Below are 26,575 nucleotides of genomic sequence, written 5' to 3'. Positions count from 1 at the left end.
CGGTCAGACTATATACGATCTGGCGTCTGCATCGGGCGCCGCATCGGTAGCAAGGGAGCTGTCATGTCGCGATCGGCCGGGGGCATCGGGACCGAGCACCGGCGGGTCGTGCTCGCCGCGATGATCGGCACCACCATCGAGTGGTACGACTTCTTCATCTACGCGATCTGCGCGGGGCAGGTCTTCGCCACCCAGTACTTCGCGGTGCTGGGCAAGGACGCGCTGCTCCTTTCGTTCGCCACGATCGGCATCAGCTTCTTCTTCCGGCCGATCGGCGCCGTGGTCGCGGGGCATCTCGGCGACCGGATCGGCAGGCGGGCCATGCTGATCCTGACCCTGCTGCTGATGGGCGCGTCCACGGTCCTGATGGGCGTCGTGCCGAGCACCGCGGCCATCGGCGTGACCGCGCCGATCCTTCTTGTCCTGCTGCGGATCGTGCAGGGACTCTCGGCGGGTGGTGAGTGGGGCGGGGCCGCGCTGCTCGCGGTCGAGCACGCCCCGCCCGACCGCCGCGGGCTGTACGGCGCGTTCCCGCAGATCGGCGTCCCGATCGGGCTGCTGCTGGCCAACGGCGTCCTCGCGCTGGTCGCCGCGCTCACCACCCCGGCGCAGTTCCTCGACTGGGGCTGGCGGATCCCGTTCCTGCTCAGCGTGGTGCTGATCGTCGCCGGCCTGCTCATCCGGACCCGCGTCGCGGAGAGCCCGGTGTTCGAAGAGGTGCGCCGGGCCAAGGCCGCGTCGAGCCTGCCGCTCGCCCCGCTGTTCCGGCACCACTGGCGGCTGGTGCTGCTCGGCGCGCTGCTGTTCGCGGCCAACAACGCCGTCGGGTACATGACCACGGGCGGGTACGTCCAGTCGTACGCGGTCCGGTCGCTGCACCTGGACCGGTCGACGGTGCTCGTCGCGGTGATGATCTCGGCGGTCGCATGGCTGGTGAGCACACTGGCCGGCGGCTGGCTCGCCGACCGGAGCGGCCGGATCCGCGTGTACCGCATCGGATTCGTCGTGCAATTGCTCTGGATGTTCCCGTTCTTCGCACTGGTCGACACCGGCAGCGTCGGGCTGCTCGTCGTGGCGCTCATCCTCTTCGCGGTCGGTCTCGGATTCACCTATGGCCCGCAGGCGGCGCTGTATGCGGAGATGTACCCGACGCGGGTCCGGTACAGCGGTGCCGCTATTTCGTATGCGATCGGCGCGGTCCTCGGCGGCGCCTTCGCGCCGACGATCGCCGAAGCACTGCAGTCGGGCACCGGCACCGTGTACGCCGTCGGCGGGTACCTCGCGGTCATGACGATCATCGGGCTCGTCGCCTGCTTTTTCGTGCGAGACGAGCCCGGTCGCCCGCTCGGCGATGTCCCGCATGTCACGACCGGCGAGAACGCCGGGTGAGCAACTGGGAGACCTCGGACATGAGCAGCGCCAGCACTGCGACCGCCGCGGCGACGAAGCCCAGGCGCGCGGCGCCCGCCCAGGTGATGCCGAGCCCCCCGACGACGCCGGCCAAGGCGATCGCGAGGTACAGGATCGACGAGTGCAGGGAGACCAGGATCGGCGCCGAGGCGGGGTTCAGCTCGATCAGCCGGTGCTGCTGCGGAGCGCTCATACTGAACGCCGCCACGGCGAATACGGCCACGAAAGCGATCGCCGTGCCGAAGGACCACGAGACGAGTGGCAGCACCACCAGGCAGGCCGCCACCCACACCAGGCACAGCACCATGACACCGCGGCCGCCGACGCGGTCGGTCAGCACACCGGCGGCATAGCTGCCGAAGATCGCGACCACCCCGAAGACGAGCATGATCGTGGCCAGGCGCTGCCCCGAGTTGCCGGTGGCGCCGGAGAACACCTCGGCGACGTAGGTGTAGAGGATGTACACCGAGGTGAACGCCAGCATGGTCGTCGCGAGCGTGGTGAGCACACGGCCGTCGGCGAGTGGCGCGATCCGCTGCCGGATCCCCGCCGGGGCGGGCGTCGCCACCGCACGGGGCACCAGTGCCATCAGCCCGAGTCCGCCGAGCACCGCGAGCGCGACGACGAACCACATCGTCGCCCGCCAGCCGAGCTGACTGCCGACGGCGGTGCCGATCGGCGCGCCCAGGGCGGTCGCGGTGGTGAAACCGGTGAGCACGACCGCGATCGCCCGGCCCCGCCGTTCGGGCGGGACCAGCGCCGCGCCGGTGGCGGCCGCGACCGGGACGAACAGGCCGGTGCCCGCCGCCGCGACCGCCTGCGCGACGAGCAGGATCCCGAAGGCGGGGGACAAGGCCGCCGCCACGGTGCCGACACCGTAGACCAGCACCGCCGTGAGCAGGACCCGGCGGCGCGGCCAAGTGGTCGTCACCGTCGCGAGAATCGGCCCGAAAAGCGCGCAGGCGAGCGCGTAAACGGTGACGACCTGACCCGCGGCCGGTATCGGCACGCGCAAAGTCGCGCTCAGCTGCGGCAGCATTCCGGCCAGCACGAACTCGTTGGTCGCGACCGCGAACACGCCGAACCCCAGCACCGGAACTCCCCAGCGCGTAACGGTATTCGCCGCCGGAGCGGCGGTTTCTGTATACGTCATCTTCCCCACCGGAATACGTCTTCATGTGAATGGTGATCCCGTCACCACAATCCGGTATTCGCGTGTGGTGTGTCCAATAGCGGATTCTTACACCTGGTATCTTCTGCCGATATGGACCTTCGTCAGCTGGAATACTTCGTGGCGGTCGCGGAGGAGGGGAGCTTCACCGGGGCGGCGGCGAAGGTCCACGCCGCGCAGCCCGCGGTGAGCACCCGGATCCGTCAGCTGGAGCGCGAACTGCGGCAGACACTGCTGGACCGGTCGGGCAGGCGCGTGCGGCTCACCGAGGTGGGCGCCGCGGTGCTGCCGCGCGCCAAGGCCGCGCTCGCCTCGGTCCGGGAGATCCGCGAGGTCGTCGACGAGCACGTGGGGCTGCTGCAGGGCCAGGTGGCCGTCGGGATGGTCGCCTCTTCGCCGCTCTCGTACGACCTTCCGCGGTTGCTGGCCCAGTTCCACCGCGACCACCCGGCCGTGACCGTCACGCTCACCGAGTCGGATTCGGATCATCTGCTGACGAAGCTGCGGTCCGGCGAGCTGGACGCCGCGGTCGTCGCGCCCTCGGCCACGGCACCACCGGGGATCGAGCTGCTGGTCGTGGCCGACGAGCCGCTCGTGGCGACGGTCGGCCACGACCACGAGCTGGCGGGGAAGACCTCGATCACGGTCGAAGATCTCCGCGACCGGCCGCTGATCAGTTTCCACCGCAGCATCGGCGCGCGGGCGACCGTCGACGAAGCCTGCGCCGCGGCGGGCTTCCCGGCGCAGGTGGCGTTCGAGGCCAGCGATCCCGCGGTGCTGGCGGAACTCGCCGCCAGCGGTCTCGGCGTCGCCGTGCTTCCGCTGCCCATCGCCCAAGCACATCCCGCGGACCTGCACGTCCTCGAGATCCGTGAACCCGCGCTCCGCGGGCGCATCGCGCTCGCCTGGCGTGCGGCCGGGCCGGCCGGCCCCGCCGCACGAGCGTTGCTCGACCACCTCCGCGCCACGCTCGCCGGTTAGCCGTCGCACTGTCCACTGTGCACAGTGGGGTCGACGATACGGCTCGCCGCTGGCAATCTCGGAACCGGGAGTGTCGGCGTGCGTACTCGAAGAGGAGATGCGATGAGCTCGGCTCTGTGGCTGGACGGTGCGGTCGTAGTCGACGGTACCGGGCGGGATCCCCTGCCCGGTACGGGTGTTCTGATCGAGGACGGCCGGATCACCCGGGTCGGCGGTGAACGGCCCGCCCGGTCGGGCGTCCTCGACTGTACCGGGCTGACGCTCACCCCGGGGCTCATCGACGCGCACGTGCACTTCGGCCTGTCCAGCCCGATCGACGCCAGTCTGCGATACGAGCTGTCGGTCGCCGAACTCGCGGCCGACATGTTCGACACCTGCGGGCAGACGCTGGACGCCGGGTTCACCACGGTCCGGGACACCGGCGGGATCGACGGAGGGCTGGTGCGCGCCGTCGAGCGGGGCCGGGTCCGCGGCCCCCGCATCCTGCCGTGTGGCCCGGTCCTGTGCCAGACCGGCGGGCACGGGCATTTCGCCGCGGACTGGGAGCCGGCGAAGCTGTGGTCCGAACGCGATGTGCCCGGCCTCCGCGGTCTTTCGCTGCTGTGCGACGGCCCGGATTCGATGCGCCGCAATGCCCGCGAGGCGTTCCGGCGCGGTGCCACGTTCCTGAAGCTCTGCGTCACCGGCGGCGTCGTTTCCCGGCACGACAAGCTGAGCGACACCCAGTTCAGCGTCGAGGAGATCGCGGCGGCGGTGGCCGAGGCGGAGGCGCGGGGCACGTACGTGACCGTGCACGCGCACAACAACGCGGGCGTGCGGAACGCGGTGCGGGCCGGCGCGAAGTGTGTCGAGCACGGGTCGGAGATCGACGAGGAGACCGCGACCCTGATGGCCGCCGAAGGGGTCGCGCACGTGCCGACGTTGAGCGTGGTGGAGAAGCTGGTGTCGGACGCCGAGTCGACCGGGTTGTCCGCCGACATCGCCGCGCGGCTCGGCGCGGTGCGCGACGGCCAGATCGCGGGGCTGCTCGCCTCGCGGGCGGCAGGCGTGCGCGTCGGGCTCGGGTCGGACCTCATCGGCCCCGGCCAGGGCACGCGGGGGTCCGAGCTGGTGCTGCGGGCGAAGGTCGAGCCTGCGATGGCCGTTCTGGTGTCGGCGACCCGAGACAACGCGGAGATCCTGGGCATCGGACATGAGGCCGGCACGATCGAGCCGGGCAAGGTCGCCGACCTCGTCGCGTTCGAAGGTGATCCGCTGGCCGAACCCGCGATCTTCGGTGACCGGTCGAGGGTCGTGCTCGTGCTGCGGGAAGGCTTGGTGGTCAAGGACCGCCGCTGACACCGGTTGGTGGAGCACACAATCGGGGCAGCCGCCTTTCGGGCGAATCGACGAGGTGGGCCGGGCGCGGCATTCCTACTCTCGGGGTGGTGAAACGCCGGGCGCCGACGTAACCGCTTCGGCCCTGTGCGCCGGGACCCCGCCTCAGCTAGGGAGAACTCATGGCCGAGCTTCGCCGACCCGCCCTGTCCGACCTCGCCCGGTTCGCGGTGCCGTCGGATCCCACGATCTCTCCGGATGGCACTCGGGTCGTGTACGTCCTGCGCACGGTCGATGCCGACGCCGACGAGAACGTCGATCGGCTCTGGCTGGCCACGACGTCTGGCGAAGCGCCGCGTGAGCTGACGACGGGACGCGCCGACAGCGGCCCGCGCTTCGCCCCGGACGGCACCAGCGTCGCGTTCCTTCGGGCGCAGGACGGCCCGCAGCAGTTGTGGCGGCTCCGGCTGGACGGCGGCGAACCCGAACGGCTGACCGAACTGCCGCTGGGCGCCGGTACCCCGGTGTGGAGCCCCGACGGCAAGCGGATCGCGTTCTCCGCCCCGGTCGATCTGGCCGCCACGTCCGGGGAGAGCGAGCAAGCGCGGGGAGCACGGGCCGGCGCGCCGCTCACACAGGACCGGCTGTTCCACAAGCTCGACGGTGCGGGGCGGCTTCGCGACATCCGTCAGCACGTCTTCGTCCTCGACCTCACCGACCGCTCGGTGAAGCAGGTGACGAGGGGTGATTTCCATGCGAGCACCCCAGCGTGGTCGCCGGACGGTGAGAAGCTGGTCTACGGTAACGCGCTCACGGCCGACGCGGATCTCAGCGGCGAGTCCTCGGCGTACGTGCTGCACCTCTCGGACGACGAGGCCGAACCCCGGCGGATCGGACCGCGTGGCGGCACGGTGAGCGCGGTGAACTGGGCGGGCGCGGACATCCTGCTCGTCTGCGCGCCCGACACCGAAGTGCGCAACGCCCGGCTCGCGCGGGTCGACCCGGATACCGGGGACCTCGAGTACCTGACCGCGGATCTCGACCGCAACGTGATGCCGGGTGCGGGCGGCTACCCGGGCGCGCTCCCGCAGGCCTGGGCGGAGGGCATCTTGTTCTGTGCCAGGGATCGCGGCTGTACGCAGCTGTACACAACCGGTGCCGCCGGGACGAGGAAGCTGATCGACGGGAACCGCGTCGTGGCCGGGCTTTCCGTGGCGGGCTCCGCCGGCGTCGCGGCGCTCGTTGTGTCTACAGTGGACACAGTCGGCGAGGTCGTGCTGCTGGACCCCGCGTCCGCAGAACTCACGCCACTCACATCGCACACTGCGGACGCGTTCGGCGACGTCGAACTGTTCACTCCGGTGGAGCGCACGTTCACCGTCTCCGACGGCGGCGAGGTGCATGGCTGGCTGGTGCGCGACCCCTCGGCGACCGGGCCGCTCCCGTTGCTGGTGGACGTGCACGGCGGACCGCACAACGCGTGGAGCCCGGTGCTCGACCCGGCGCACCGGTACCACCAGGTCCTGGCCGCGCGCGGCTGGGCGGTGCTGCTGCTCAACCCGCGAGCCAGCGACGGCTACGGTGAAGACTTCCTGCGTGGCGCGGTCGGAGCGTGGGGTGAGGCGGACGAACGCGATTTCCTCGAGCCGGTGGATCAGTTGGTCGCCGACGGGACCGCGGACCCGAAGCGCCTGGCGTTGTGCGGCTACAGCTACGGCGGCTACATGGCCTGCTGGCTGCCGACCCGCACCGGTCGCTTCGCCGCCGTCGTGGCGGGCGGTGTCGTCAGCGACCTGGTGAGCATGACCGGCACCTCCGACGCCGGATCGGTGTTGTTCCGTTCCGAACTCGGGGTGACCTTCTGGGACGACCCCGCGCGGTTCGCCGCGCTGTCCCCGATCGCGCAGGTCGGCAAGGTCACCAGCCCGACGCTCGTCCTGCACGGTGAGGCGGACGAGCGGTGCCCCGTCGGTCAGGCCGAGCAGTGGTTCGGCGCGCTGCGTGCCCGCGACGTCCCCGCGGAGCTCGTGCTCTACCCTGGCGCGTCGCATTTGTTCATCCTCAACGGAAAGCCCTCGCACCGGGCCGACTACAACCATCGCGTCGTCGACTGGGTCGTGCGGCACACCCGCGCCGCTGCGCCGGACGGGGCGGTGTCGGCCGCGGTGCCCCTGGACCAGGCGTACTGGCAGCGACGGCTGGATCTGCTCGCCGAGGAACACGGAATCGTCGGGGCGTCGCTGGCGATCCATTTCGGCGGCGAGACCGCCGAAGCCGCGTACGGCGTGGTGAACAAGCGCACCGGGGTGCCCGCGACCCCCGACTCGATCTTCCAGATCGGCTCGATCTCGAAGGTGTACACCGCGACCGTCGCCATGCGGCTGGTGGACGAGGGCAAGCTGAGCCTGGACGCGCCGGTCGTCGACGTGCTGCCCGACCTGGTGCTCACCGACCCGGACGTGACGAAGCGGGTCACACTGCGGCATCTGCTGACCCATACCAGCGGGATCGACGGGGACGTCTTCACCGACACCGGCAGGGGTGACGACTGTGTCGAACGGTACGTGGCCGGCCTCGCCGAGGTCGCCCAGAATCACCCGATCGACGCGACCTGGTCGTACTGCAACTCCGGGTTCGTCCTGGTCGGCCGGATGATCGAGCGGGTCACCGGGCTGGTCTGGGACGAGGCGATGCGCGAGCTGCTGTTCCGCCCGCTCGGGCTGACGGCGACCGTGACGCTGCCCGAGGAAGCGTTGCTGCACAACGCCGCGCTGGGGCACGTCAACGGCAAGGACGGCGTGCCGGTGCCCGCACCGCGCTGGGAGATCCCGCGCTCGTCCGGCCCCGCGGGGACCATCAGCGCCAGCGCCCGCGAAGTCCTCGAGTTCGCCCGGCTGCACCTGCGCGGGGGAGTGGCGGCGGACGGCACCCGCGTGCTCTCGGAGGCGCTCGCCGCCGACATGCGGCGGAACCAGGTCACCTTGCCGGAGGGGGTGGGCCTGGCGGACTCGTGGGGGCTCGGCTGGTTCCGGCACCACTGGCAGGGCCACGAGATCGTCGGCCACGACGGCGGGACCATCGGTCAGATCGCGTGCCTGCGGATCCTGCCGGAGCGGGGTCTCGCGGTGTGCCTGCTGACCAACGGCGGCCCCGCGCGCGACCTCTACAACGCCCTGTACCGCGAGATCTTCCGCGACCTGGTGGACGTGGAGATGCCCGCGCCCTTCGGAAAACCCGAGGTTCCGGTGTCCGTGGACGCCGCGAGTGTCACCGGCGTGTACGAACGGGCGGGCATCCGGCTCGACGTGTTCGAAGAGCGCGGTGCGGTGCGGATGCGTGTGACCCAGACCGGTGCGATGGCCGAGCTGGGCGCAGCCGAACCGATGGTGCTGGATCTGGTTCCCGATAAGGAAAACCGGTACCTCGCGCGCATGCCAGGGGAGCGGCAGTGGACGCCCGCGCTGTTCTACCGGCTCGCCGACGGCACCCCGTACGTTCACTTCGGTGGCCGGGCCGCGCCGAAGCTCTGAGGTTCGCGGTGTCTCCTCGGCGATACCCCTTGGCCGGGGAGACACCGCTCTGCCGAGTCCGCTCGTCTTGCGCGCGAGTTCCACGTTCGCGTGTGTGAGTTCCACATTCAGGCTCCGTTGTCGTTGGTGCGGCGGGGTTCCAGACGCGGCTTCATGGTGGAGTGGGGTGGCCGCGCTTCACTTCAAACACGTTTACCAGACCCGGAGCGAGTGGTCATCTTTCGTCGGTCCCGGTTCGTGCTTCATTCTGCGGCGACAGGCAAGCTGGACGGCCGCGAATCTTGGCCAGGTACGAGAGATTTCCTTATGTGACAACGCATATTCGTCATTATAGTCCTCCGTGGACAGTTATGGTCAAGTTCGCTCGTGTGAGTGATTGGCTCGCACGAGTGTTCGAGGTACTGTCGAATTCGTGTCCAGTTCTGCTGTTTCCCAGTCCCCGCTCGATGCCGTCGGCGCCGACGTGGCTTTGTCCGACTATTGCGGTATAGGAAAGGAGATGTGCCGGTCGCAGGCGCGTCAGTTGCGTGCGCTGGAGCGGTATTCCGGATGTGCCGGGTCGCGAAGATCCGCCACCGCGGAGCTCGCTCTCGCCGCTGGTCTCACGGTGCGGCAGGCGGAGCGGAAACTGTCTCTCGCCGAGGCATTGGTCCATCGGTTGCCACGCACGCTGGCGGCGATGGAGGAGGGTGAGCTCGACGAACTCAAGGCGTCCAAGATCGCCGAAGTGACGGCCGTGCTGTCGGACGAGGCGGCGCGGCGGGTGGATGAGATCATCGTGCACCGGCTTGCCGGGAAGAACTCCAGTACTCTGCGGCGCGCGGTCAATGGGGTCGTCATGACCGTGGATCCGGACGGGTACGAGCGTCGCGCCCGTGCCCGGCGACAGACCCGGCAGGTACGGCTGCACCACGAGGACGAGACCATGAGCAGCCTTACCGCGAAGCTGCCGGTCGAGCAGGCCGGCGCGATCTATGCCTCGGTCGACCGTGCCGCGCGGAAACTCCGCCGTCTGCCGGGTGAGGAACGCACGACCGAACAACTGCGGGCCGACGTGTTCGCCGAGCGGCTGCTGGCTGCCCGCGGCGGTGACGCGAGTATCCGTGCGGACATCCATGTCTATGTCGACCTGCTGACCTTGGCCGGGTTGAACAACGAACCCGCGGAGGTGGCCGGGTATGGGCCTATCCCGCCGTGGCTGGCCCGGCAGATCGCCACCGAACCCTCTTCGACCTGGAGACGGTTGATCACCGACCCGGAAACCGGCCAGCTCCTGTCAGTCGGCCGGCACAAGTACCGGCCGCCGGCCGATTTGGACAGCTTCATCCGGGTCCGCGACCGTGAATGCGGCACCCCGGGTTGTCAACGTCCGGCCCAGTTCGCCGAACTCGACCACGTGGAGGACTGGCATGCCAAAAAGGGCGAAACCAGTGCGGACAACCTGGGCGGACGCTGCGGCTTCCACCACAAAGTCAAGAACGAACCCGGCTGGTACCACATCCCCCACGAAGACGGGAGCTACACGATCATCACTCCCACGGGACGCAGATTCATCCACCATCCTCGGCCATTCCACCCACCCCGCACAGCCGCCTGACACCGGCCGACGGCAGAGACGGCGACGTCGCGCTTCGTCGCACCGAACAGCCGGTGCTGCGCATTTTCAGGGTCGGCGTCGCGCCCGTGATCTCGAGGCCGATCTGTCCACAAAGGTCAGATCGGCGTCAGGCTGGGACGAACTACAGGAGGGGATGAATGAGTGAACGGCCCCTGACCGCCGATGAACGGAGATCACGCAGGCACGTTGCCGCGCAACCACTCCACGGCCTTCGCCCCGGCGAAGCCGATGAATGCGTCCCGGGCGGGAACCTGCGAACGCGCGTCCTCGGCACGGGTGAAGACCGCGACCGCGTACCGGCCGCCGCCGTCGAATTCGACCACGCCGGATTCGTTGCGGACCGTGGGCAGGGTACCGGTCTTGCCGGAGACGCGGACGTCGTCGCCGGTGAATCCGGACCGCAGCCGATGAGGCCACACCTGCCCGCCCAGCCAGCGCCGGACGTCGGCGCAGGCCGCCGGCGGTGCCGCCTCGTCTCGCCAGATCATCTCGAGCAGCCGCGTCGTCTCCGCGGGTGTGGAACGGCAGGTTTGCGCGGGGTCCAGCGCCCGCAGGCACGCAAGCTGCTCGGCCGACAGGTCGCTCAGCGCACGCTCGTCGTCCGCGTAGTCGATGCCGAGATCTTCGGCGACAGTGCTCAGCAACTCGGCACAGTTCGCGGGAACCGCTGTTCCCGGCAGCTGAAGGTCCGCGAGGAGCGCCTTCACCGACTCCTTGGTCACCTTGCCGAGCACGAGGTCGGTGGCGACGTTGTCGCTGACGCTGATCATCAAGCCCGCCAGCGCGTCCCAGGACAACGTCGTTTCGTGGGGAAACGTGGCGAGCCCATACGGCGACGGTGGCCCTTCACCCGGCCGCACGGTGACCTGCTCGGCGAGGTCGATCGCCCCCGTGGCGGCCTGCCGCGCCAGCTCCACCGCCACCGGCACCTTGAACACCGACGCGGTCACCACCGGATCTTCGTCGCCGATCCCCAGTTCGGGGCCGCCGTCGACGGACTGAGCGTGCAGCCACACCCGTACGCCTGCCCGTGCGGCCTCGGCCTGGATCTCGGCGATCGTGTCTTCCCGGGTTCCCATGGTTCTCCTCACTGTCCCTTCAGAGCCGTCCCCCAGAGCCGTCCCCTGCAGCGCTGGCCGCCTCAGCGCTGTCCACTTCGGATCGGCCGTCCCGCGGTGGAGGTGGTGTCGAGTTTCCCGTCGGCGATGACGAACTGCCCGCCGACCAGCAGGTGCCGGACCCCGGTGGAGGGCGCGACGACGAGGTAGTCGCCTTGTTCGGCGAACGTCTGTGGATCGAAGACGACGAGGTCGGCGTCGGCGCCTGGCTGGATGCGGGCCTTGCGGCGCATCGAGGGCACGGCTTCCTCCAGGATCCGCGCCGGGACCAGCGTGCACCGGTGGACGGCTTCGGGCAGCGACAGCACACCCAGCTCGCGGACCAGCCAGCCGAAGGTCCGCCCGTAGCAGCCGGTGCTGCGAGGGTGGGTCAGCGACGCGTCCGGCACCGGCCAGTCGTGCAGCACCGGTGCGCCGCCCGGGGCGACGATGGGTGTGGCGTCGGAGGCGATCGCGGTGTCCGGGAAGAGCAGCGACCGCAGCAGCAACTCCCGGTCGGCTTCGAGGGTTTCGTCGGCCCACTGGATCACCGCGGCGCCACCGGGATCGTTGGCACGCAGCTCGGCCAGGCGTTCCGCGTCCGCGACGAGCTCTCCGGTCGGCAGGTAGCGCAGCCGGTCCGGGGTGATGCCCATCCGCGGCAGCTTCTCGGGGGCGAGGAAGTCGGCGCCGATCACGGTCGATCCGGAGCCGTACGGGTATGCCTCGGTGGTGACCTTGACCCCGGTGGCCTGCGCGCGGGCGATCGCTTCGGCGATCTCGTCGATCATCCGGTTCGACGTGCTGTTGACGTGGCACATGTGCATGTGTGCGCCTGTGCCCGCCGAAGCGGCGATGACCTCCAACGCCGCTTCGAGCGACGTATGGGGCTCCAGCGTCGAGATGTAGCGGGTGTGGGTGAAGGTCGGCATGCCCAGCTGCTCGGCCCGGCGGGCGAGCGCGAAGTACTCGGCGGTGCCCGTCTCCGGCGCGTAGCCGACGAGTACGCCGATCCCGATGCCGCCGTTGTCGACCTCACCGGCGACGTGGTCGAGCAGCCGGTCCACGTCCCGCCCGCTCGCCGGGATCTTCCACAGTGGACGGTCGTGGTTCGCGCCGAACATCGTCATCGGATCGGCCAGCGGCGCGTCGTCGAACAGCATCATCCGCGACAGCAGCCACGAGGCCGAGAAGCCGTAGTTGACCGGCCGCCCGTCTTGTTCGGCATCGGCGAGCGCGGCCGACACCGAAGCGGCGCCGGCCTCCAGCTCGAGCGCGGTGGTCACCCCGTCCATGGCCTGCAGCAGCAGCCCGGTCCTCGACTGCGCGTGGCTGTGCAGATCGATGAACCCGGGAGCGAGCACCATCCCGGAGACGTCGATCGTCCGGCGTCCGGCCAGCGCAGTGTCTGATACCGCAGTGTCTGATACCGCAGTGTCCGACACCGCGGTGATCGTCCCGCCGGTGACGCCGACATCGCGGATGCCGTCGAGGCCGGTCTCGGGGTCGATCACCCTGGCGCCGGTGAAAACGATGTCGCACGGCTGGCTGCCGTTCGCGGCGGGGCTCATGCGACAGCCCCGACACGGCGCGCGGCGAAAGCGCCGTTGAGGAAGTGGGAGGCCTTCCCATCGTCCCCGACGGAGAACGCGACGTCCCAGAGGTGGTCACTGCCGAGAGCGTCGTCGGCGGGCAAGAACCGGTGTCCGCCGAGCGCGTACAGCTCCGATGTCACCGGGGCGCGGTCGCCGTGCAGTTCCGAGGGCTTCTTGACGGCCATGGTCACGAACAACACTCCGTTCTCGGCGCTCACCCGGTAGCGCGTGTCGGCGGATTCGTACTCTCCGAGGTAGGGCGCCGGATCGACCGGATCACCGGGTACCTTGGCGGGACGGCTCGGCTTCTCGACGCCGAGGACCTCGCCGAAGACGTGGTCGAAGACCCGGTCGGCGAAGTGATAGCCACGGTTGGCGACGTTGACGGTCACCGCGACCGCGGCGTCGAGGCCGGGAGCCCACAGCAGCGTCGACGATCCACACGGGGTCGTGCCCGAATGGCCGAAAATCCTTACCCCGTCCCAAATTTTGGTGTACGGGCCGAGACACCAGCCGTCTGCGAGCACCTTGGCGGGTACGTCCACCTGCTGGGTCTGCATCTCGGCGACGGCGTGCTCCGACAGCACGCGGGTGCCGTTGGCGGCGAGTCCGCCGCGCAGGAACACCTGGCCGAACCGGACCAGATCCCCGGCGCTGCAAGCCAGAGACGACCCCGCGGGCCCGTATCCGCGCCCGAAGATCCACGGTTTCGCGTGCTCGACGCCGTCGTCGGTGCGGACGTGGCCGACGGCGACGGGATGATAGAGCTGGTTTTCGGGCAGGCTCGCCGCGTGCCGGAGCCCGGCCGGTTCGAGGAGCCGCTCGCGGAGCGCTTCGTCCCACGTGCTCCCGGTCAAGGTTTCGACGATCAAGCCCGACACGTTCGTGGAAGCGTTGGTGTACCCGAATGTCCGGCCCGGCTGGGCGATCACCGGGAGGTCGGCCACCAGGCCGACCGACGTGCGCACGGAGTCGTCGCCGCGGCCGGTGTCGGTGTACGGGCCGTTGTCGATGCCGCTGGTCATGGACATCAGCTGACGCGGGGTCACCGAGGCGGTCGCGCGATCGTCGCCGAGGCGGAATCCGGGGACGTACTCGGCGACCGGGGTGTCGATGTCCACCAGCCCGGCGTCGGCGAGCTGCATGACCAGTGCGGCGGTGAACACCTTCGTGGTGGACCCGATCTGGAACAGCGTGTCACGGGTGACCGCGCGGCCGGTCGCGACGTTTTCGATGCCGACGGGGCATTCGGCGAATTCGTCGCCGATGGCGAAGGCGACTTGTGCGCCGACGATGCCCAGCTCGTTCGCCGCTGTCTCGGCCACCCGCGTCAATGCCGCGGTGTCGATGGTCATCCGTGAGCCTCCTTCACTGCGCGAGAACGCTGGTCGTCTTCGCAGCCTACGGCGCGTTGCCCCGGGCTCGACTGTGCCGGATTACGAACTCCGGCCGGGTTTTTCGGGCCCGGGAACGACTCCGGAAGTGAGCTGATCAGCTTGCGGGTGTAGGAATGGACCGGCGCGTCGAGTACCCGCGCGGTGGGTCCGTGCTCGACGACGTCGCCGCGATAGAGCACGAGGACGTCGTCGGTGATCTGCCGGGCCACCGCGAGGTCATGGGTGATGAACAGCAGGCTGGTCCCGGTCTCCGTGGTCAGTTTGCGAAGCAGGCCGAGGATCTGCGCCTGCACCGACACGTCGAGGGCGGCCACCGGTTCGTCGCAGACGATGAGCTTGGGGCGCACCGCGAGCGCGCGGGCGATGGCGACCCGCTGCCGCTGCCCGCCCGAAAGCGCGGCGGGCTTGCGTGCGGCGAACTCCCCGGGAAGCCCGACCGTGCGCAGCAGCTCCCTGACCTCGGCGGGCACGTCGGCCGGGACTTCCGCCCGCTGCCGGACGGCTTCGGCGAGCGTGGACCCGATGGACAGGGACGGGTTGAGGGAGGAGTACGGGTCCTGGAAGACACATTGGACGGCGCGTCGAGCGGTGATCCGGTCGCGGCGGCTCAATCGGCGATAGGACGTGACATCGATGCCGTCGAGTTCGATGCTTCCCTCGGTCGGTTCGCTCAGCCCGAGCAGGCAGCGAGCCAGGGTGGTCTTGCCGGAACCCGATTCGCCGAGCACACCGAGGCTGGAGCCGGCGGGCAGCGTGAGGTCGACTCCGTGCAGCACCTCGACTCCGTGCCGTCGGGAACGTCCACTGTAGAACGTCTTCCGCAGGCCGCTCACCCGCAGGACGGCCGCACTGTCCGGCCGCGGCGCCGGGTCGTCCACTTCGGACTCGGCGACGGTCGCCGCCAGCTCCTCGGCGATGCGGGGAAAGGCGATGCAGGCGGTGAACCGGCCGGGCATGCGCTCGGCGAGCGTGGGCGCATCGGCTGTACACGCCGGTTCCGCCCAGGCACAGCGGCCGGCGAACGGGCAGCGGCCGGCGACGTCGTCGGCGTGGGGCACGGAACCGGGGATACCGGCCAGTTCGCGGGTCCGGACGTGGGCCGAGGGCACCGAGCGCAGCAGCCCGGCGGTGTAGGGGTGGGCGGGCGCCGCCGTGATCTCCGTGGCGGGGGAGCGTTCCACCAGCGAGCCCGCGTACATCACGAGGACGCGCTCGCTGACCGACATCGCGACACGGAGATCGTGCGTGATGAACACCAGCCCCATCCGCCGGGTGCGCTGGATTTCCTTCAGCAGCGCCAGGATCTCGCTCTGCGTCGTGACGTCGAGCGCGGTCGTCGGCTCGTCGGCGATCAGCAGTGCCGGATCCTTGGCCAGCGCGGCGGCGAGCGCGACCCGTTGCAGCATCCCGCCGGAGAGCTGGAACGGGTACTTCGCGGCCACCGCCGGGTCGGTGATCCCGACCTCGTCCAGCCTGCGCTGGATCTCGGCCCGGAGCGTGCGCCGGTTTCCGCGCACGGCAAGGCTTTCCGCGAGGTGGGTGCCGATCGTGAGTACCGGGTTGAGCATGGTGAACGGGTCCTGCATGAGCAGGGCGAGCGCGCGGCCGCGTAGGCCGCGCAGCGTGGTCTCGTCCGCGCCGATCAGCTCGGTTCCGGACGACTCGGTTCCGGACGACTCGGTTCCGGACGACTCGGTTCCGGAAAACACTGCCGAACCGCTCGCGCGGACCGACGGCGGCAGCAGCGAGATGAGCGCCTTCGCCGTCATCGACTTCCCGGAGCCGGATTCGCCGACCAGGCACACGGCTTCGCCCGGGGCGACCTCGAAGCCGACCTCTCGCACCAGGGTGCGCGGTCCGCCGCCCGAATCGTGCGTGACGGTCAGATTCCGTACGCGCAGCAGCGTTTTGTCCCCGGTCATCGGGCCTCCCGGTGGGCGAGACGGTCGTAGATCCCGTCGCCGAGCACCGTGACCGACGCCGCGGCCAGGGTGATCAGCATCGCGGGCACGATCGTCGCGGCGGGGTTGAGGTCGAGGATGTCCTTGTTCTCGGCCAGCATCAGGCCCCAGTCCGGGGTGCCGGGCTGGATGCCGAGCCCGAGGAACGCCAGCGCCGACAGGGCGACGAGCGCGGTGACGAAGTCGAGCAGTCCGTTGGTCAGCACTGTCGGCAGCACGTTCGGCAGCAGATGACGGCCCATCACGCGGGTACGGCCGACGCCGAGCGTCACGGCGGCTTCCACGTAGGGCAGCCCTCGCTGGGCGAGGACCGCGCTGCGGACCATGCGGATGTCGGCGGGCGCGGTCAGTACGATGAGGACGCCGACCGTCACCGGGTACGAACCGCCGAGCACACCGACCACGACGATCGCCACCAGCAGCGGCGGGACCGCGTAGATCAGGTCGATCGCGCGCATGATGAGCGCGTCGACCCAGCCGCCGGCGAACCCGGCGAGCAGGCCGATCGCCGTCGCGAGCACGACGGTGCAGGCGGCGACGATCAACGGGCCTGCCAGCGCGTGCCGGGTGCCGTCGAGAAGCCGCGAGAAGACGTCCCTGCCGAGGCCGTCGGTGCCGAGCCAGTGGTCCGCGCCGGGGCCGAGCGCGGCGTCGGCCAGGTGCTGGGCCCCGGGATCCTGCGGCGCCAGCCACGGCCCCAGCACGGCCGCGATCAGCAGCAGCCCCAGGACCGCCGCGCTGGTCACCGTCGACGCCGGGATCCGGCGGGCGCCCACGATCGTGGTCATCGGACACCTCCGGTGTGCCGGGCGCGGGGATCGAGGACGAGGTAACACAGGTCCACGAGCAGGTTGACCACGATCACGACGGTCGCGGTGATCAGCGTCAGCCCCTGCACGACCGGGATGTCCTTGGTGCCGACGGAGGTCACCAGCAGTGAGCCGAGCCCCGGCAGGCCGAAGATGTTCTCCACGAGCACCGTGCCGGACAGCGAGTAGGCCAGGACCATTCCCGCCGAGGTCACCACCGGCAGCGCCGAGTTCCGCAGCGCGTAGGTCCGCCAGATCCGGCTGCCCGGGAGGCCGCGGGAACGGGCGAAGCTCACGAAGTCCTTGGCCATCACGCCCATCGCGGCGGCCCGGGTCTGCCGGGTCACCACCGCGATCTGCGCGACGGCGAGGGCGATCGCGGGCAGCGTCAGATGCCACAGCCGGTCCAGGCCCGCGCCGCCCGCCCCGAAGATCGGGAACAGGCCGGTCGCCAGGCCCAGCACGTACAGCAGCACCAGGCCGATCACGAACACCGGGGCGCTCATGCCCGCCAGCGCGGCCAGCGTCACCGCGCGGTCGGTGGCCGAACCACGCCGGGTCCCGGCGAGCATGCCGGCGGGCAGCCCGATCAGCAGCACCAGCACGAAGCTGAACAGTCCCAATTGGACGGTCACGCCGAGCCGCTGGCCCATGAGGGCCGTGACGGTCTCGCGCGACTGGATCGACCGGCCGAGGTCGCCCCGCACCACCGCGCCCAGCCAGTCCCAGTACCGGGTCAGGAACGGCGCGTCCAGGTGATACTCGGCGCGGATGCTCGCCAGCAGTTCCGGCGACGCCGGGCGCGTGCCGAGCAGCATCCGCACCGGGTCGCCGGGGCTGAGCGCGAGCAGGCTGTAGATGAGGAACGAGACGATCACCAGCAGCAGGACGGTCGTGCCGAGCCTGCGGACGAGGAAGATCAGCGCGTCCACGAGCGGCCCCCGGTCATTTCGCGGCCGCCCTGATCAGCGAAACCCAGTTGCTGTTCAGGAGAAAGGCGGTGCTGATGGGCGGGTCGAAGGTGAGCCGGTCCGCGATGGCGATCCCCAGCTGCGATTCGAACAGCGGGACGTAGGGCAGTTGCTCGGCGGTGGCGCGCATGAGGGTCCCGAGCTGTTCGGCGCGCTGGTCGGTGCCCGCGGGTTCGGCCAGCTGGACGAGGACGCGCTGGATGTCGTCGGGAAAGAAGTTCGCGGTGTTGAGACCGTTGGGGCCCGCCGACTTCTTGCCGTACAGGACGCTGGCCATCTCGCCCGCGTACGGCGTCCCGCCGCTCGCGCGGAGAATCTGCATGCCCAGGTTCTGGTGTGCGTAGAGCTGTGCGACCCACTGCTGGTCCGGCAGCGCCTTGAGGTTCAGCCTGATCCCGAGCGGCGCCAGGTTGGTCGCCAGGTTTTCCAGCGTCAGCTGGGCCCACGGCTGACTGGTGGTGAACGGTACCTCGGTCGTGAATCCCTGTGGGTGAGCCGACTGGGCGAGTTCGGCACGGGCCTTGGCGAGGTCGAACGCCTGCCCGGGAATCGACTTCGTGAGCTGATCGGACTTTTCCTTCCCCAGCGTGGAAGAGAGCTGGACACCGGAGATCATGCTCGCCGCGAGCGTGGCCTTCCCGCCGAACGCGGGCTGGAGCAGGCCCTGGCGGTCGACGGCGGCGGCGATCGCGCGCCGCACGTGGACGTCGTCGAAGGGCGCTTGGGTGATGTCGAACGAGAGGTACATCGAGCCGGGCGACTGCGGGTACACCGTGGCCACACCACGGGTCTGTTCCCACTGGCGGGCCCGCTGCACCGGGAAGTCGAAGGTACCGTCCACCGCGCCGGACTGCATCGCCAGCCGTAGCGCGTCCGGGTCCGGGATGACCTTGATGGCCACTTCGGCCACCTTCGGCCGGACGCCCCAGTAGCCGTCGTTCCGTCGCAAGTGGACACCGTCGGTGGAGAACGACGTGACCTGATAGGCGCCGGTGCCCATGCCGGGTTTCTGCCCGGTGCCGAGGTCCTTGCCTGCCGACTGGACGTACGCCTTCTGCTGGACGAACCACACGATGGCGGGCACGTACTGGAACAACGCGTCCGGCCGGGAGAGCTTGACGGTGACCTCCGCCGGTCCGGTGACGTCCACGCTCTTCACCGCCGGCAGGTACAGCGCGCTTTCGGTGCCGCTCGCCGGATCGGCCTGCCGCGCGAGCGAGTACGCGACGTCCTCGGCGGTCATGGGCGCGCCGTTCCAGAACTTGACGTCGGTGCGCAGCTGGTAGACGTAGGTCAGCGGATCGGGCGAGGACCACGACTTGGCCAGGCCGGGCTGCAACCGGCCTTCGGCGTCGATGGTCAGCAATGCGTCGAACGCCGCGACGATGGGCAGTTCCGATCGGGTGTCGAGGGCGTGCGCGATGTCGAGCGAGCGCGGCGGGCCACTCGCCGCCCACGTGATGAGCGGGACGTCGGCGTCGGTCGCGGCTCGTGGCCCCGCGGCTCTCGGCACTCCTCCGGTACAGCCGGTAAGGAACGCGGCGGCCACGACCATGGCGCCCAGCAAGGAAAATCTCGTCAGCATGGAGCGGTACCGCCTTCGCCTACGGGGACCTGGCTCACGGGGTGATCGGGAGCAGAGTAGGCAGGCGGTGACCCACGCCACTTCGTGAGAACGCACGAAAGCGGTCCGCTCCGGTCGTGGACTTCACCGAGTGGGCAGCCCACGGACCGGGCGGCGGTCAGGTGGCGTTCACCCGGCGGCGGGCATCCGCCGCAGCCGGTGCAGCCGCAGATCGATGAGCGCCTCGAAGCGGGCGTCGGGATCGGTGAGGTCGAGGCCGCTGATCTCGCACAACCGGTTGAGCCGGTAGCGGAAGGTGTTCGGATGGATGTGCACCGCGGCGGACGCCTTCGCGATGTCGCCGAAGGCTTCGAGATAGGCGGCGAGGGTGCCGGTGAGGTCCGAGCGGTGCTCGGCGTCGTAGGTCAGCAGACTCGTGACGGCGCCGTCGTGGTCACCATCGTCGCTACCCGAGATTTCGGCCAGGCGCAACAACAGCAGGTCGAGACGTACCGAGCGGACCGTGGCGCAGCGTTCGGCGCGGCCGGTTTCGCGCAGGACCCGGAGCACGACGTCGGCGTCGGTGCGGGAGCGGACGATGCCCTCCGGCGCGCAGGCCACCCGGCCGATGCCGACGCGGAGCGCGACCCGGGTTCCCATGCGCTCCAGGAAATCCTCCGCGACACGCAGCGCCATGGCTTCGCCGTCGGACTTCCCGGACACCGGGAGCAGGCCGTAGACGACGTCGCCCAGCGTCGTGGCGGCGGCCGAGCGGTGCAGTGCGCTCAGGTGCAGCGCCAGCGCGTCGGCGACCCGCCGGATCTCCGCCGCCCGCTTGACCTCGTCGTCGTCCGCGGTGGCGGCGAGTTCGAGGCCGAGGACGCACACCGGCTTGTCCCGTACCCCGAGCCGCCGGGCGGCCTCGGCGGGATCGCCGCTCCGGTCGAACAGCCGGGCCACGAGCTCGGCGCGCAGCCGGGCGTCGACCGACGAGCCCGCGCGTTCGCGCAGCAGGTGCAGCGCGACGATCTTGGTGGCGTCGATGAAAGCCTGCTTGCGGTGTTCGGTCAGCGGTTCGGACACGACCGCCCACAGGAAGCCGAGCACCTCGTCCCCGGCCCGGACCGCGATCGCCGTCCGGGGGAGCGCACTGTCGGTGATCGCCGGGACGTACACCGGTTCCTTGCTGCGGTAGAGCTGCTGGAAGATCCCCATCTCGGTCAGCGTGCGCGTATGCCGTTCGGGAACCTGGCGGCCCAGCACGGTCTCGACGCGGCCCTCGTCGGTGTTCTCCTGCCCGCTGGAGAACGCGAGCACCCGGGAGGAGCGGTCCTCGATGGTGACCGCCGAGTCCAGTAGCGCGCCCACCGCGTTGGCCAGCTGGAACAGGTCCCCGGCCGGATATCCCGCGATCTCCTCGTCCGGGTCGCCGAACTCGGGTGGATCCAGCAGGGTCCGCAGCAGGACGACGAGCTGCTCCCAGGACGCGGCCCGGCTCACCTCCAGGACGCAGACACCGCTTCGCAGCGCGGTTTCGCGGATGCCGTCGTCCAGCGGGGCCGGGGTCTTGAGCAGTAACGCCGCGCCTTCACAACGCTCGAGCTGGGCCAGCAGCGACGCGACCGTCGCGATATCGGTGACCCCGACACCCAGCAGGATCCCGCCCGGCGCGACGGTCACGCCGTCGGCCGGGTCGTAGATCGACACCGAGCTGACCCGCAGATCGGCCTCGGGCGGCCCGGCGACCACCTTCAGCAGCGTGCTCCCCAGGTCGTCGACGACCCGGCCCAGGCTTGGTCGGTGCCCTTCGGTCACGGGTCATCCCCTCCTCGTCCGGGTGGTCAGCGGGGCGAGGAGGGCGTCGAGGCCTTCCTCGAAGATCTCTTCCTGCGTGCGCATCGCGTCGTCGAGACCGGCGCCGAGCTTCCGGAGCGTCGGGTAGTCGTCCGCGGGCAGCTTCGCGAGCGAGGCGCGGACCTCGTTCCAGTACACGAGGTTGTGGTCCCAGTCGTGCCGGGCGGGGTAGCGGAACGCGCAGCCGACGACGAAACGCTGGATCACCGCCAGCAGGCCGACCGCGCCCGGAATGTCCATTCCGGACTCGAGGAGCGCGGCGTACAGCCGCTCGCTCACCCGGAGCTCGCCGGGCGCCGGGATGGTGCCGGTGTCCACCAGATGCAGCCCGGGATACTGCAGCAGCAGCGCGAAATGCGCCCGCACGATCTCCCGGACCGCCTCGACCGGCGGCGTGCCGGGCGGCGGCAGCGGCAGCCCGGCCATGAGCTCGTCGACGAGCGCGAGGAGGAGATCCTCCTTGGCGCGGAAATGCCGGTACAACGACATCGCGTTGACGTCGAGGACGTTCGCGACCGAGCGCATGGTGACGCCGTCGAGCCCGTCCTTGCCGAGTACCTCGACGGCCGTCGCGACGATCTTTTCCCGGCTGAGGGTCCCCCGAGGGGTGCGCTGCCCGGCCATCGCGCTCCTCCCGGTCGGCACTTCGCTGTGTGCCGCGTCACGCTAGCATACAACGTATGCTACCGAGTAGAGCAAAAGTCCGTGGGGCCTCCTTGAGGGACTACAGCTCCCTCGGGGAGGCCCCCACGGACAGCTACGGTGCGGCCGGTGCCAGGACCCGCCGACGGTCCAATGTGTACAGACCGGCGCCGCAGACGACGCCGAGCAGCGCGAGCCCGGCCCACGGCAGCCAGGGGTACCCGGCCGCGCGGGCGAGGTCGAAAACGCTGCCGGTGAACAGGTTCCCGAGCAGGATGCCGACGCCGACGATCGTGTTGTAGAAGCCGTAGTGCGTGGCCACCAGGCGTTCCCCGGAGAGCCCGATGATGGTGTCCATTTCGAACGGGAAGATCGCCGCCGTGCCGAGCGCGAGCAGCGCGGCGGTCAGCAGCAACGCCGCCGCCGCGCCCGCCTGCCCGCCGGGACCGGTGCGGCCGGTGGCCAGCAGCGGGGGCAGGAACGCGATCGCGAGCAGCGCCATGCCGATGACCAGGCACCGGCTGGGTGCCCAGCGCCGCCGGAACCACGCGGTGACGCGCAGCTGCCCGGCGATCGCGACCGCGCCGGACACCACGAACAACGCGGTCACGAGAGCCGTGCCCGAACCCGTGATCGCCTTGGCCTGCAAGGGAAGCGCGAGGTAGACCTGGAACGTCAGGACGTTCGAGCCGACCATCACCAGCGCGAAGACCACGAACGGGCGGTTGGCCAGCACGGTCCGCCAGTCGTGCAGGACCGAGCGGCGTTCCTCGTCCGGGTCACGCGGGGCGCGGGCGGGCAGCGCGCGGAGTTGGAGCACGGTCAGCGCGGCGAACACGGCGGCCGCGATGAGGCAGGTCAGCCGGAAGTCGAACGCGGTCAGCGCCAGGCCGACGAGCGGGCCGAGCAGGATGCCGCCCTGGTAGAACACGTTGAACAACGCGAAGGCCTCGATGCGGCGCGGACCCGCGTCGGCGGCGAGATAGGCGCGGACGGCCGGGTTGAACAACGCGCCGGCGAACCCGGTCGCGGCCGACGCCACGATCAGCGCCGGGAGCGCGTCCACCAGGCCCAGCAGGGCGAACCCGGCGGTGCGCAGCACGCAGCCCGCGACGATCAGCGGTTTGTAGCCGAACCGGTCGGCGAGTGTGCCGCCGACCAGGAACATGCCCTGCTGCGAGAAGTTGCGGACGCCCAGCACCAGCCCGATCGCCCAGCCCGCGAGGCCCAGCGGGCCCGCGAGGTACCCGGCGAGATAGGGCATGAGCATGTAGAAGCCGACGTTGATGGTGAACTGGTTGACCATCAGCAGCCTGCTCGGGCGGTCGAACGAGCGGAATTCGGTCAGCAGCTTCATCGGGCCGCTCCGGCCGGGTCGGTGACGTCGGCGCAGCGCGTCCATCGGGTGACTTCGCGTTCGTCGCAGCGCTCGATCGTTTCGGGATGCTCGGCGGGTTCGACGTCGAGAAGGCCGTGCGTCGCGCAGTACGCGTCGTTGTACACGGTGTCGAAGTAGCGGTGCGGCCCGTCGGGGAACACCGCGGCGATCCGGACGTGCGGGTCCTCGGTCCGGGCCAGCCAGCCCGCGACCAGCGCGACGGCGCCGACGCTCCAGCCTCCGGTGGCGTGGTGCGTGGCCGCGAGCCGGCGGCACGTCGCGACGGCTTCGCCCGGCGCGACCCAGTGGACCTCGTCGAAGGCGGCGTAGTCGACGTTGCGGGGGAAGATGCTCGAACCCAGGCCCCGCATCAGCCGCGTGCGGGCGGGCTGGCCGAAGATCGTCGAGCCGATCGTGTCGACGCCGACCAGCCGCAGATGCGGGTTGAACTCCTTGAGCACCCGCACGATCCCGGCCGAATGGCCGCCCGTCCCGACCGAGCAGACGAGGACGTCGACGCGGCCGAGCTGGGCCAGCAGTTCCATCGCCAGCGACGCGTAGGCCTCGACGTTGTCGGGATTGTGGTACTGGTCCGGGCTCCACGAGCCGGGATGCGCGGCCAGCGCCTCCCGCACCCGGTCGCGGCGGGCCTGTTGCCAGCCGCCGGTCGCGTGTGGTTCGGCGACGACGTCGACCTCGGTGCCGTGCGCGACCAGCAATCGCCGGACGATCGGCTCCATCCCGGGGTCGGTGACCAGCGTGACCGGATGCCGGTAGACGATGCCCGCCAGCGCGAGGCCGAGCCCGAGCGTGCCGCTGGTGGACTCGACGATGCGCGCGCCGGGAGCGAGATCGCCGCGCTCCCTGGCCTTCGCGACCATGTGCAGTGCGGGGCGGTCCTTCATCCCGCCGGGGTTGTGGCCTTCGAGTTTCGCCCAGAAACCGCGGCCGCCGGGGGCGAGTGGTTCGCCGATCCACAGCACCGGGGTGTTGCCGACGGCGGTGGCGGGGGAGTGGCAGCTGACGGCGCTGGTGAGCAGCCGCGCGGGGGAGGACGGCGCCGCGACGGGCGCGGAAATGACGCTGTTCATGGCGTTGGCTTTCTCGGTATCGCGTGCGGAAGCACGGGCGGAAGGGAGTCGCGAAGCCCGTTTTCGGCATGCCTCGGCCCGCCCCACGCCGGACGTGGGAAAAGGACGGGGCGGGAAACGGGTGCGGCTCGCTCAGGTCCGCGCGATACAGAGGTCGAGCAGCAGGGACCGGCCGGGGCGGCTCCGGAGTGGACATCGCCGCCGGGCGGAAACCCGGGAAAGGGGTTGGCGCAGCACGGCTTCCGCCGGGAGCACGGCGGGAACGGCGGCGAGCGCGCCACCGTCGTCGGCGCGTGGGGGCGCGCAGAGGACGTCGGTGTGGTCGTGGGCGTGCCGGTCGTGCTCGTCGTGGCAGTCACCGGGGTGCCCGGCATCGGACACGGCGGCCACGGGGGACGCCGAGCCCGATTCGCTCAGGCAGCACAAGGAAACGTGGAGCCCCAGATAGCCGAGCAGCACCAGGAACGCGGCCGTGATCACGAGACCACGGCTTCGCGTCGGGCCGGGACGGCGCGGGGCTGCCGGTCGCATCCTCATCGTGATCGAATACTACCAGCGGAATCCACACGCACACGGACAGTCGCCGTCTGGTGGGTTACCCGCGGATGAGGGGAAAATGGACGGCGATGAGTGCGAACGAGGCGTGGACGTCCGCGCTGGCGGAGTGGGCGATCCCGCCGGAGGTGCTGGCCGGGACGGACGAGACACCCTGGGTGCTGCCCCGCGAAGTGTTCCGCCGCCGGGCGCGGAAACAGCTCGCCGCGCCGATCGGCGCGACCTACCGGGAAGCCCTTACGGCGCTGGCGGAGCCGGGGACCGTGCTGGACGTCGGTGCCGCGGCGGGCGCGACGAGCCTGCCGCTCGCCGCGACGGGACAGGTCACCGCGATCACCGCCGTCGACGGTGACGCGGCCCTGCTGGAGGCGTTCACGCGCAATGCCGGCGAGCTCGGGGTGCCCGTCACCGTGGTCCCGGGGCACTGGCCCGAGGTCGCTCCGCAAGCCGGGATCGCCGACGTCGTCGTCTGCGGCAACGTTCTCTACAACGTGCCGGATCTGGAGCCGTTCGTGACGGCGCTGACCGGCCATGCCCGCCGCCGGGTGGTCGCCGAGCTGGCGGCCCGGCATCCGCTCACCGAACTGAATCCACTGTGGACACACTTCCACGGGATAGCCCGCCCCGAGGGGCCGACCGCCGACGACTGCGTCGCGGCCTTGCGGGAACTCGGCGTCGAGCCCGAGGTGCGCCGCTGGCGCCGCCCGCCCGAGCCGGAACACGCGGAGTTCCCCGGACTCGTCGAGGTGACCCGGCGACGGCTGTGCCTGCCGCCCTCGGCCGCCGGCGAGGTCCGACGGGTGCTGCTGGAGCTGGGCCACCGTCCGGACGTCCCGCCCGACCTCGGGTCGTCCGGACGTGAACTGGTCACGCTCACCTGGGACGCGTGAGCCTCACCACGGGACGGTTTCGCCGTGGCGGTCCAGGAACTGCAGGCCGAGGGCGCCTGCCTGCGCTTCGAGGACGTCCACGACGGCCGGGATGCTCTCCTCGGGGGTCAGTGGCGCGTCGGGCCCGCCGAGCCGGGTCTTGTTGTGGCCGGGATCGATGAGCAGTTTGGTCTGCCCGTCGCCGGCGTAGCGGGTGGCGTAACTGCGCATGAGCTGGTTGAGCGCGGCCTTGCTGGCCTTGTAGAGCTCGTAGCCGTCCTCGGTGTTCTGCGAGATGCTGCCCTGCTCCGAGGACATGACCGCGACGGTTCCGCTGGGCACGACGAGGTCGCGAAGAGCTTCGAGGACACGCAGCGGGCTCAGCGCGTTGGTGATCATCACTTCGGTGAACATCTCCGTCGGGACCTCGCTGATCGGCAGGTTGCCGCGGTCGATCGCGGCGTTGACGAAGAGCAGGTCGAACCGGCGGCCGGACAGCCGCTCGCGGAGCGCGGCGAGTTGCCCGGAACTGGTCATCTCCAGCGATTCGACGGTCAGCCGTCCGCGGGAGGCGTCGGCGTCCGCCTGGAGTTCGCCGCCGCTGGTGCGCGTCGTGGCGGTGACCTGCCAGCCGCGCTGGGCGAGTTCGCCGACGAGGACGAGCCCCAAGCCTCGCGAGGCGCCGATGACGAGAGCTTGACGGGGGGACGTGGTGGACACAGGTACTCCTTAGTGCGAAAACTCTGTTTAGACGAGACGTTGCGT

20 protein-coding genes are annotated in these 26,575 nt (G+C 70.4%); 6 read left to right on the top strand and 14 right to left on the bottom strand.

All coding sequences use genetic code 11. The features are described 5' to 3' along the window. Positions 1–63: 63 nt before the first annotated feature. A complete protein-coding gene (locus ACFWX1_RS01850) occupies positions 64–1,389 on the top strand; it encodes an MFS transporter (RefSeq protein WP_378382910.1) in 1,326 nt (441 codons plus the stop codon). On the opposite strand, the gene ACFWX1_RS01845 is transcribed toward ACFWX1_RS01850, so the two are convergent. Next, on the bottom strand, positions 1,364–2,563 hold the full coding sequence (locus tag ACFWX1_RS01845) for an MFS transporter (protein WP_378382909.1): 1,200 nt from the start codon (positions 2,561–2,563) through the stop codon (positions 1,364–1,366). The genes ACFWX1_RS01850 and ACFWX1_RS01845 overlap by 26 nt on opposite strands. Positions 2,564–2,674: 111 nt before the next feature. Here ACFWX1_RS01845 and ACFWX1_RS01840 point away from each other — a divergent pair, with 111 nt between their 5' ends. The 4 genes from ACFWX1_RS01840 to ACFWX1_RS01825 all read left to right on the top strand — a co-directional run bounded on the left by ACFWX1_RS01840 (position 2,675) and on the right by ACFWX1_RS01825 (position 10,006). Then, positions 2,675–3,562 (top strand): LysR family transcriptional regulator, encoded by an 888-nt coding sequence (locus tag ACFWX1_RS01840; protein ID WP_378382908.1) that lies wholly within the window; start codon positions 2,675–2,677, stop codon positions 3,560–3,562. A 102-nt stretch (positions 3,563–3,664) separates the two neighbouring features. Continuing rightward, a complete protein-coding gene (locus tag ACFWX1_RS01835) occupies positions 3,665–4,900 on the top strand; it encodes an amidohydrolase family protein (protein WP_378382907.1) in 1,236 nt (411 codons plus the stop codon). Between the two features lie 161 nt (positions 4,901–5,061). Then, complete coding sequence (locus ACFWX1_RS01830; protein WP_378382906.1) at positions 5,062–8,409, top strand: serine hydrolase; 3,348 nt, start codon at positions 5,062–5,064, stop codon at positions 8,407–8,409. Positions 8,410–8,821: 412 nt separating this feature from the next. After that, a complete protein-coding gene (locus ACFWX1_RS01825) occupies positions 8,822–10,006 on the top strand; it encodes a DUF222 domain-containing protein (RefSeq protein WP_378382905.1) in 1,185 nt (394 codons plus the stop codon). Between the two features lie 194 nt (positions 10,007–10,200). Here ACFWX1_RS01825 and ACFWX1_RS01820 read toward each other — a convergent pair whose 3' ends face one another. The 12 genes from ACFWX1_RS01820 to ACFWX1_RS01765 form a co-directional block, all read right to left on the bottom strand. Continuing rightward, complete coding sequence (locus ACFWX1_RS01820) at positions 10,201–11,106, bottom strand: serine hydrolase (RefSeq protein ID WP_378382904.1); 906 nt, start codon at positions 11,104–11,106, stop codon at positions 10,201–10,203. 62 nt (positions 11,107–11,168) lie between these two features. Then, a complete protein-coding gene (locus ACFWX1_RS01815) occupies positions 11,169–12,695 on the bottom strand; it encodes an amidohydrolase family protein (RefSeq protein WP_378382903.1) in 1,527 nt (508 codons plus the stop codon). Beyond that, positions 12,692–14,074 (bottom strand): serine hydrolase domain-containing protein, encoded by a 1,383-nt coding sequence (locus tag ACFWX1_RS01810; RefSeq protein WP_378382902.1) that lies wholly within the window; start codon positions 14,072–14,074, stop codon positions 12,692–12,694. The genes ACFWX1_RS01815 and ACFWX1_RS01810 overlap by 4 nt, the downstream gene beginning before the upstream one ends. Beyond that, the gene (locus tag ACFWX1_RS01805; RefSeq protein WP_378382901.1) at positions 14,071–16,038 is read right to left on the bottom strand and encodes a dipeptide ABC transporter ATP-binding protein; all 1,968 of its coding nucleotides are present in this window, start codon (positions 16,036–16,038) and stop codon (positions 14,071–14,073) included. The genes ACFWX1_RS01810 and ACFWX1_RS01805 overlap by 4 nt, the downstream gene beginning before the upstream one ends. After that, positions 16,035–16,865 (bottom strand): ABC transporter permease, encoded by an 831-nt coding sequence (locus ACFWX1_RS01800; RefSeq protein ID WP_378382900.1) that lies wholly within the window; start codon positions 16,863–16,865, stop codon positions 16,035–16,037. The genes ACFWX1_RS01805 and ACFWX1_RS01800 overlap by 4 nt, the downstream gene beginning before the upstream one ends. After that, positions 16,862–17,818, bottom strand: a complete 957-nt coding sequence (locus ACFWX1_RS01795) for an ABC transporter permease (RefSeq protein ID WP_378382899.1) — start codon at positions 17,816–17,818, stop codon at positions 16,862–16,864. The genes ACFWX1_RS01800 and ACFWX1_RS01795 overlap by 4 nt, the downstream gene beginning before the upstream one ends. Before the next feature lie 13 nt (positions 17,819–17,831). Next, the gene (locus ACFWX1_RS01790) at positions 17,832–19,442 is read right to left on the bottom strand and encodes an ABC transporter substrate-binding protein (RefSeq protein ID WP_378382898.1); all 1,611 of its coding nucleotides are present in this window, start codon (positions 19,440–19,442) and stop codon (positions 17,832–17,834) included. 168 nt (positions 19,443–19,610) lie between these two features. Further along, the gene (locus tag ACFWX1_RS01785) at positions 19,611–21,236 is read right to left on the bottom strand and encodes a PucR family transcriptional regulator (protein ID WP_378382897.1); all 1,626 of its coding nucleotides are present in this window, start codon (positions 21,234–21,236) and stop codon (positions 19,611–19,613) included. 3 nt (positions 21,237–21,239) lie between these two features. Beyond that, positions 21,240–21,899 (bottom strand): TetR/AcrR family transcriptional regulator, encoded by a 660-nt coding sequence (locus ACFWX1_RS01780; RefSeq protein WP_378382896.1) that lies wholly within the window; start codon positions 21,897–21,899, stop codon positions 21,240–21,242. Positions 21,900–22,032: 133 nt separating this feature from the next. Further along, positions 22,033–23,274 (bottom strand): MDR family MFS transporter, encoded by a 1,242-nt coding sequence (locus ACFWX1_RS01775; protein WP_378382895.1) that lies wholly within the window; start codon positions 23,272–23,274, stop codon positions 22,033–22,035. Next, positions 23,271–24,386: a PLP-dependent cysteine synthase family protein gene (locus ACFWX1_RS01770; protein ID WP_378382894.1), complete on the bottom strand. Its 1,116-nt coding sequence runs from the start codon at positions 24,384–24,386 to the stop codon at positions 23,271–23,273. Before ACFWX1_RS01770 ends, ACFWX1_RS01775 begins: the two co-directional genes overlap by 4 nt. A gap of 132 nt (positions 24,387–24,518) precedes the next feature. Continuing rightward, on the bottom strand, positions 24,519–24,923 hold the full coding sequence (locus tag ACFWX1_RS01765; RefSeq protein WP_378382893.1) for a hypothetical protein: 405 nt from the start codon (positions 24,921–24,923) through the stop codon (positions 24,519–24,521). Positions 24,924–25,012: 89 nt separating this feature from the next. Here ACFWX1_RS01765 and ACFWX1_RS01760 point away from each other — a divergent pair, with 89 nt between their 5' ends. Further along, positions 25,013–25,831, top strand: coding sequence for a class I SAM-dependent methyltransferase (locus ACFWX1_RS01760; protein WP_378382892.1), 819 nt, complete (start codon positions 25,013–25,015; stop codon positions 25,829–25,831). A gap of 3 nt (positions 25,832–25,834) precedes the next feature. Here ACFWX1_RS01760 and ACFWX1_RS01755 read toward each other — a convergent pair whose 3' ends face one another. Beyond that, positions 25,835–26,530 carry an SDR family NAD(P)-dependent oxidoreductase gene (locus ACFWX1_RS01755; protein WP_378382891.1) on the bottom strand — a complete coding sequence of 232 codons (696 nt, stop codon included), beginning with the start codon at positions 26,528–26,530 and terminating at the stop codon, positions 25,835–25,837. Between the last annotated feature and the right edge of the window lie 45 nt (positions 26,531–26,575).

Origin of the sequence: Amycolatopsis sp. NPDC059021 (assembly GCF_042739895.1) — a bacterium.
Taxonomy (GTDB): Bacteria; Actinomycetota; Actinomycetes; order Mycobacteriales; family Pseudonocardiaceae; genus Amycolatopsis.
The sequence above is the reverse complement of the archived record's forward strand: the minus strand, read 5'-3'. Positions and strand labels throughout refer to the sequence as shown.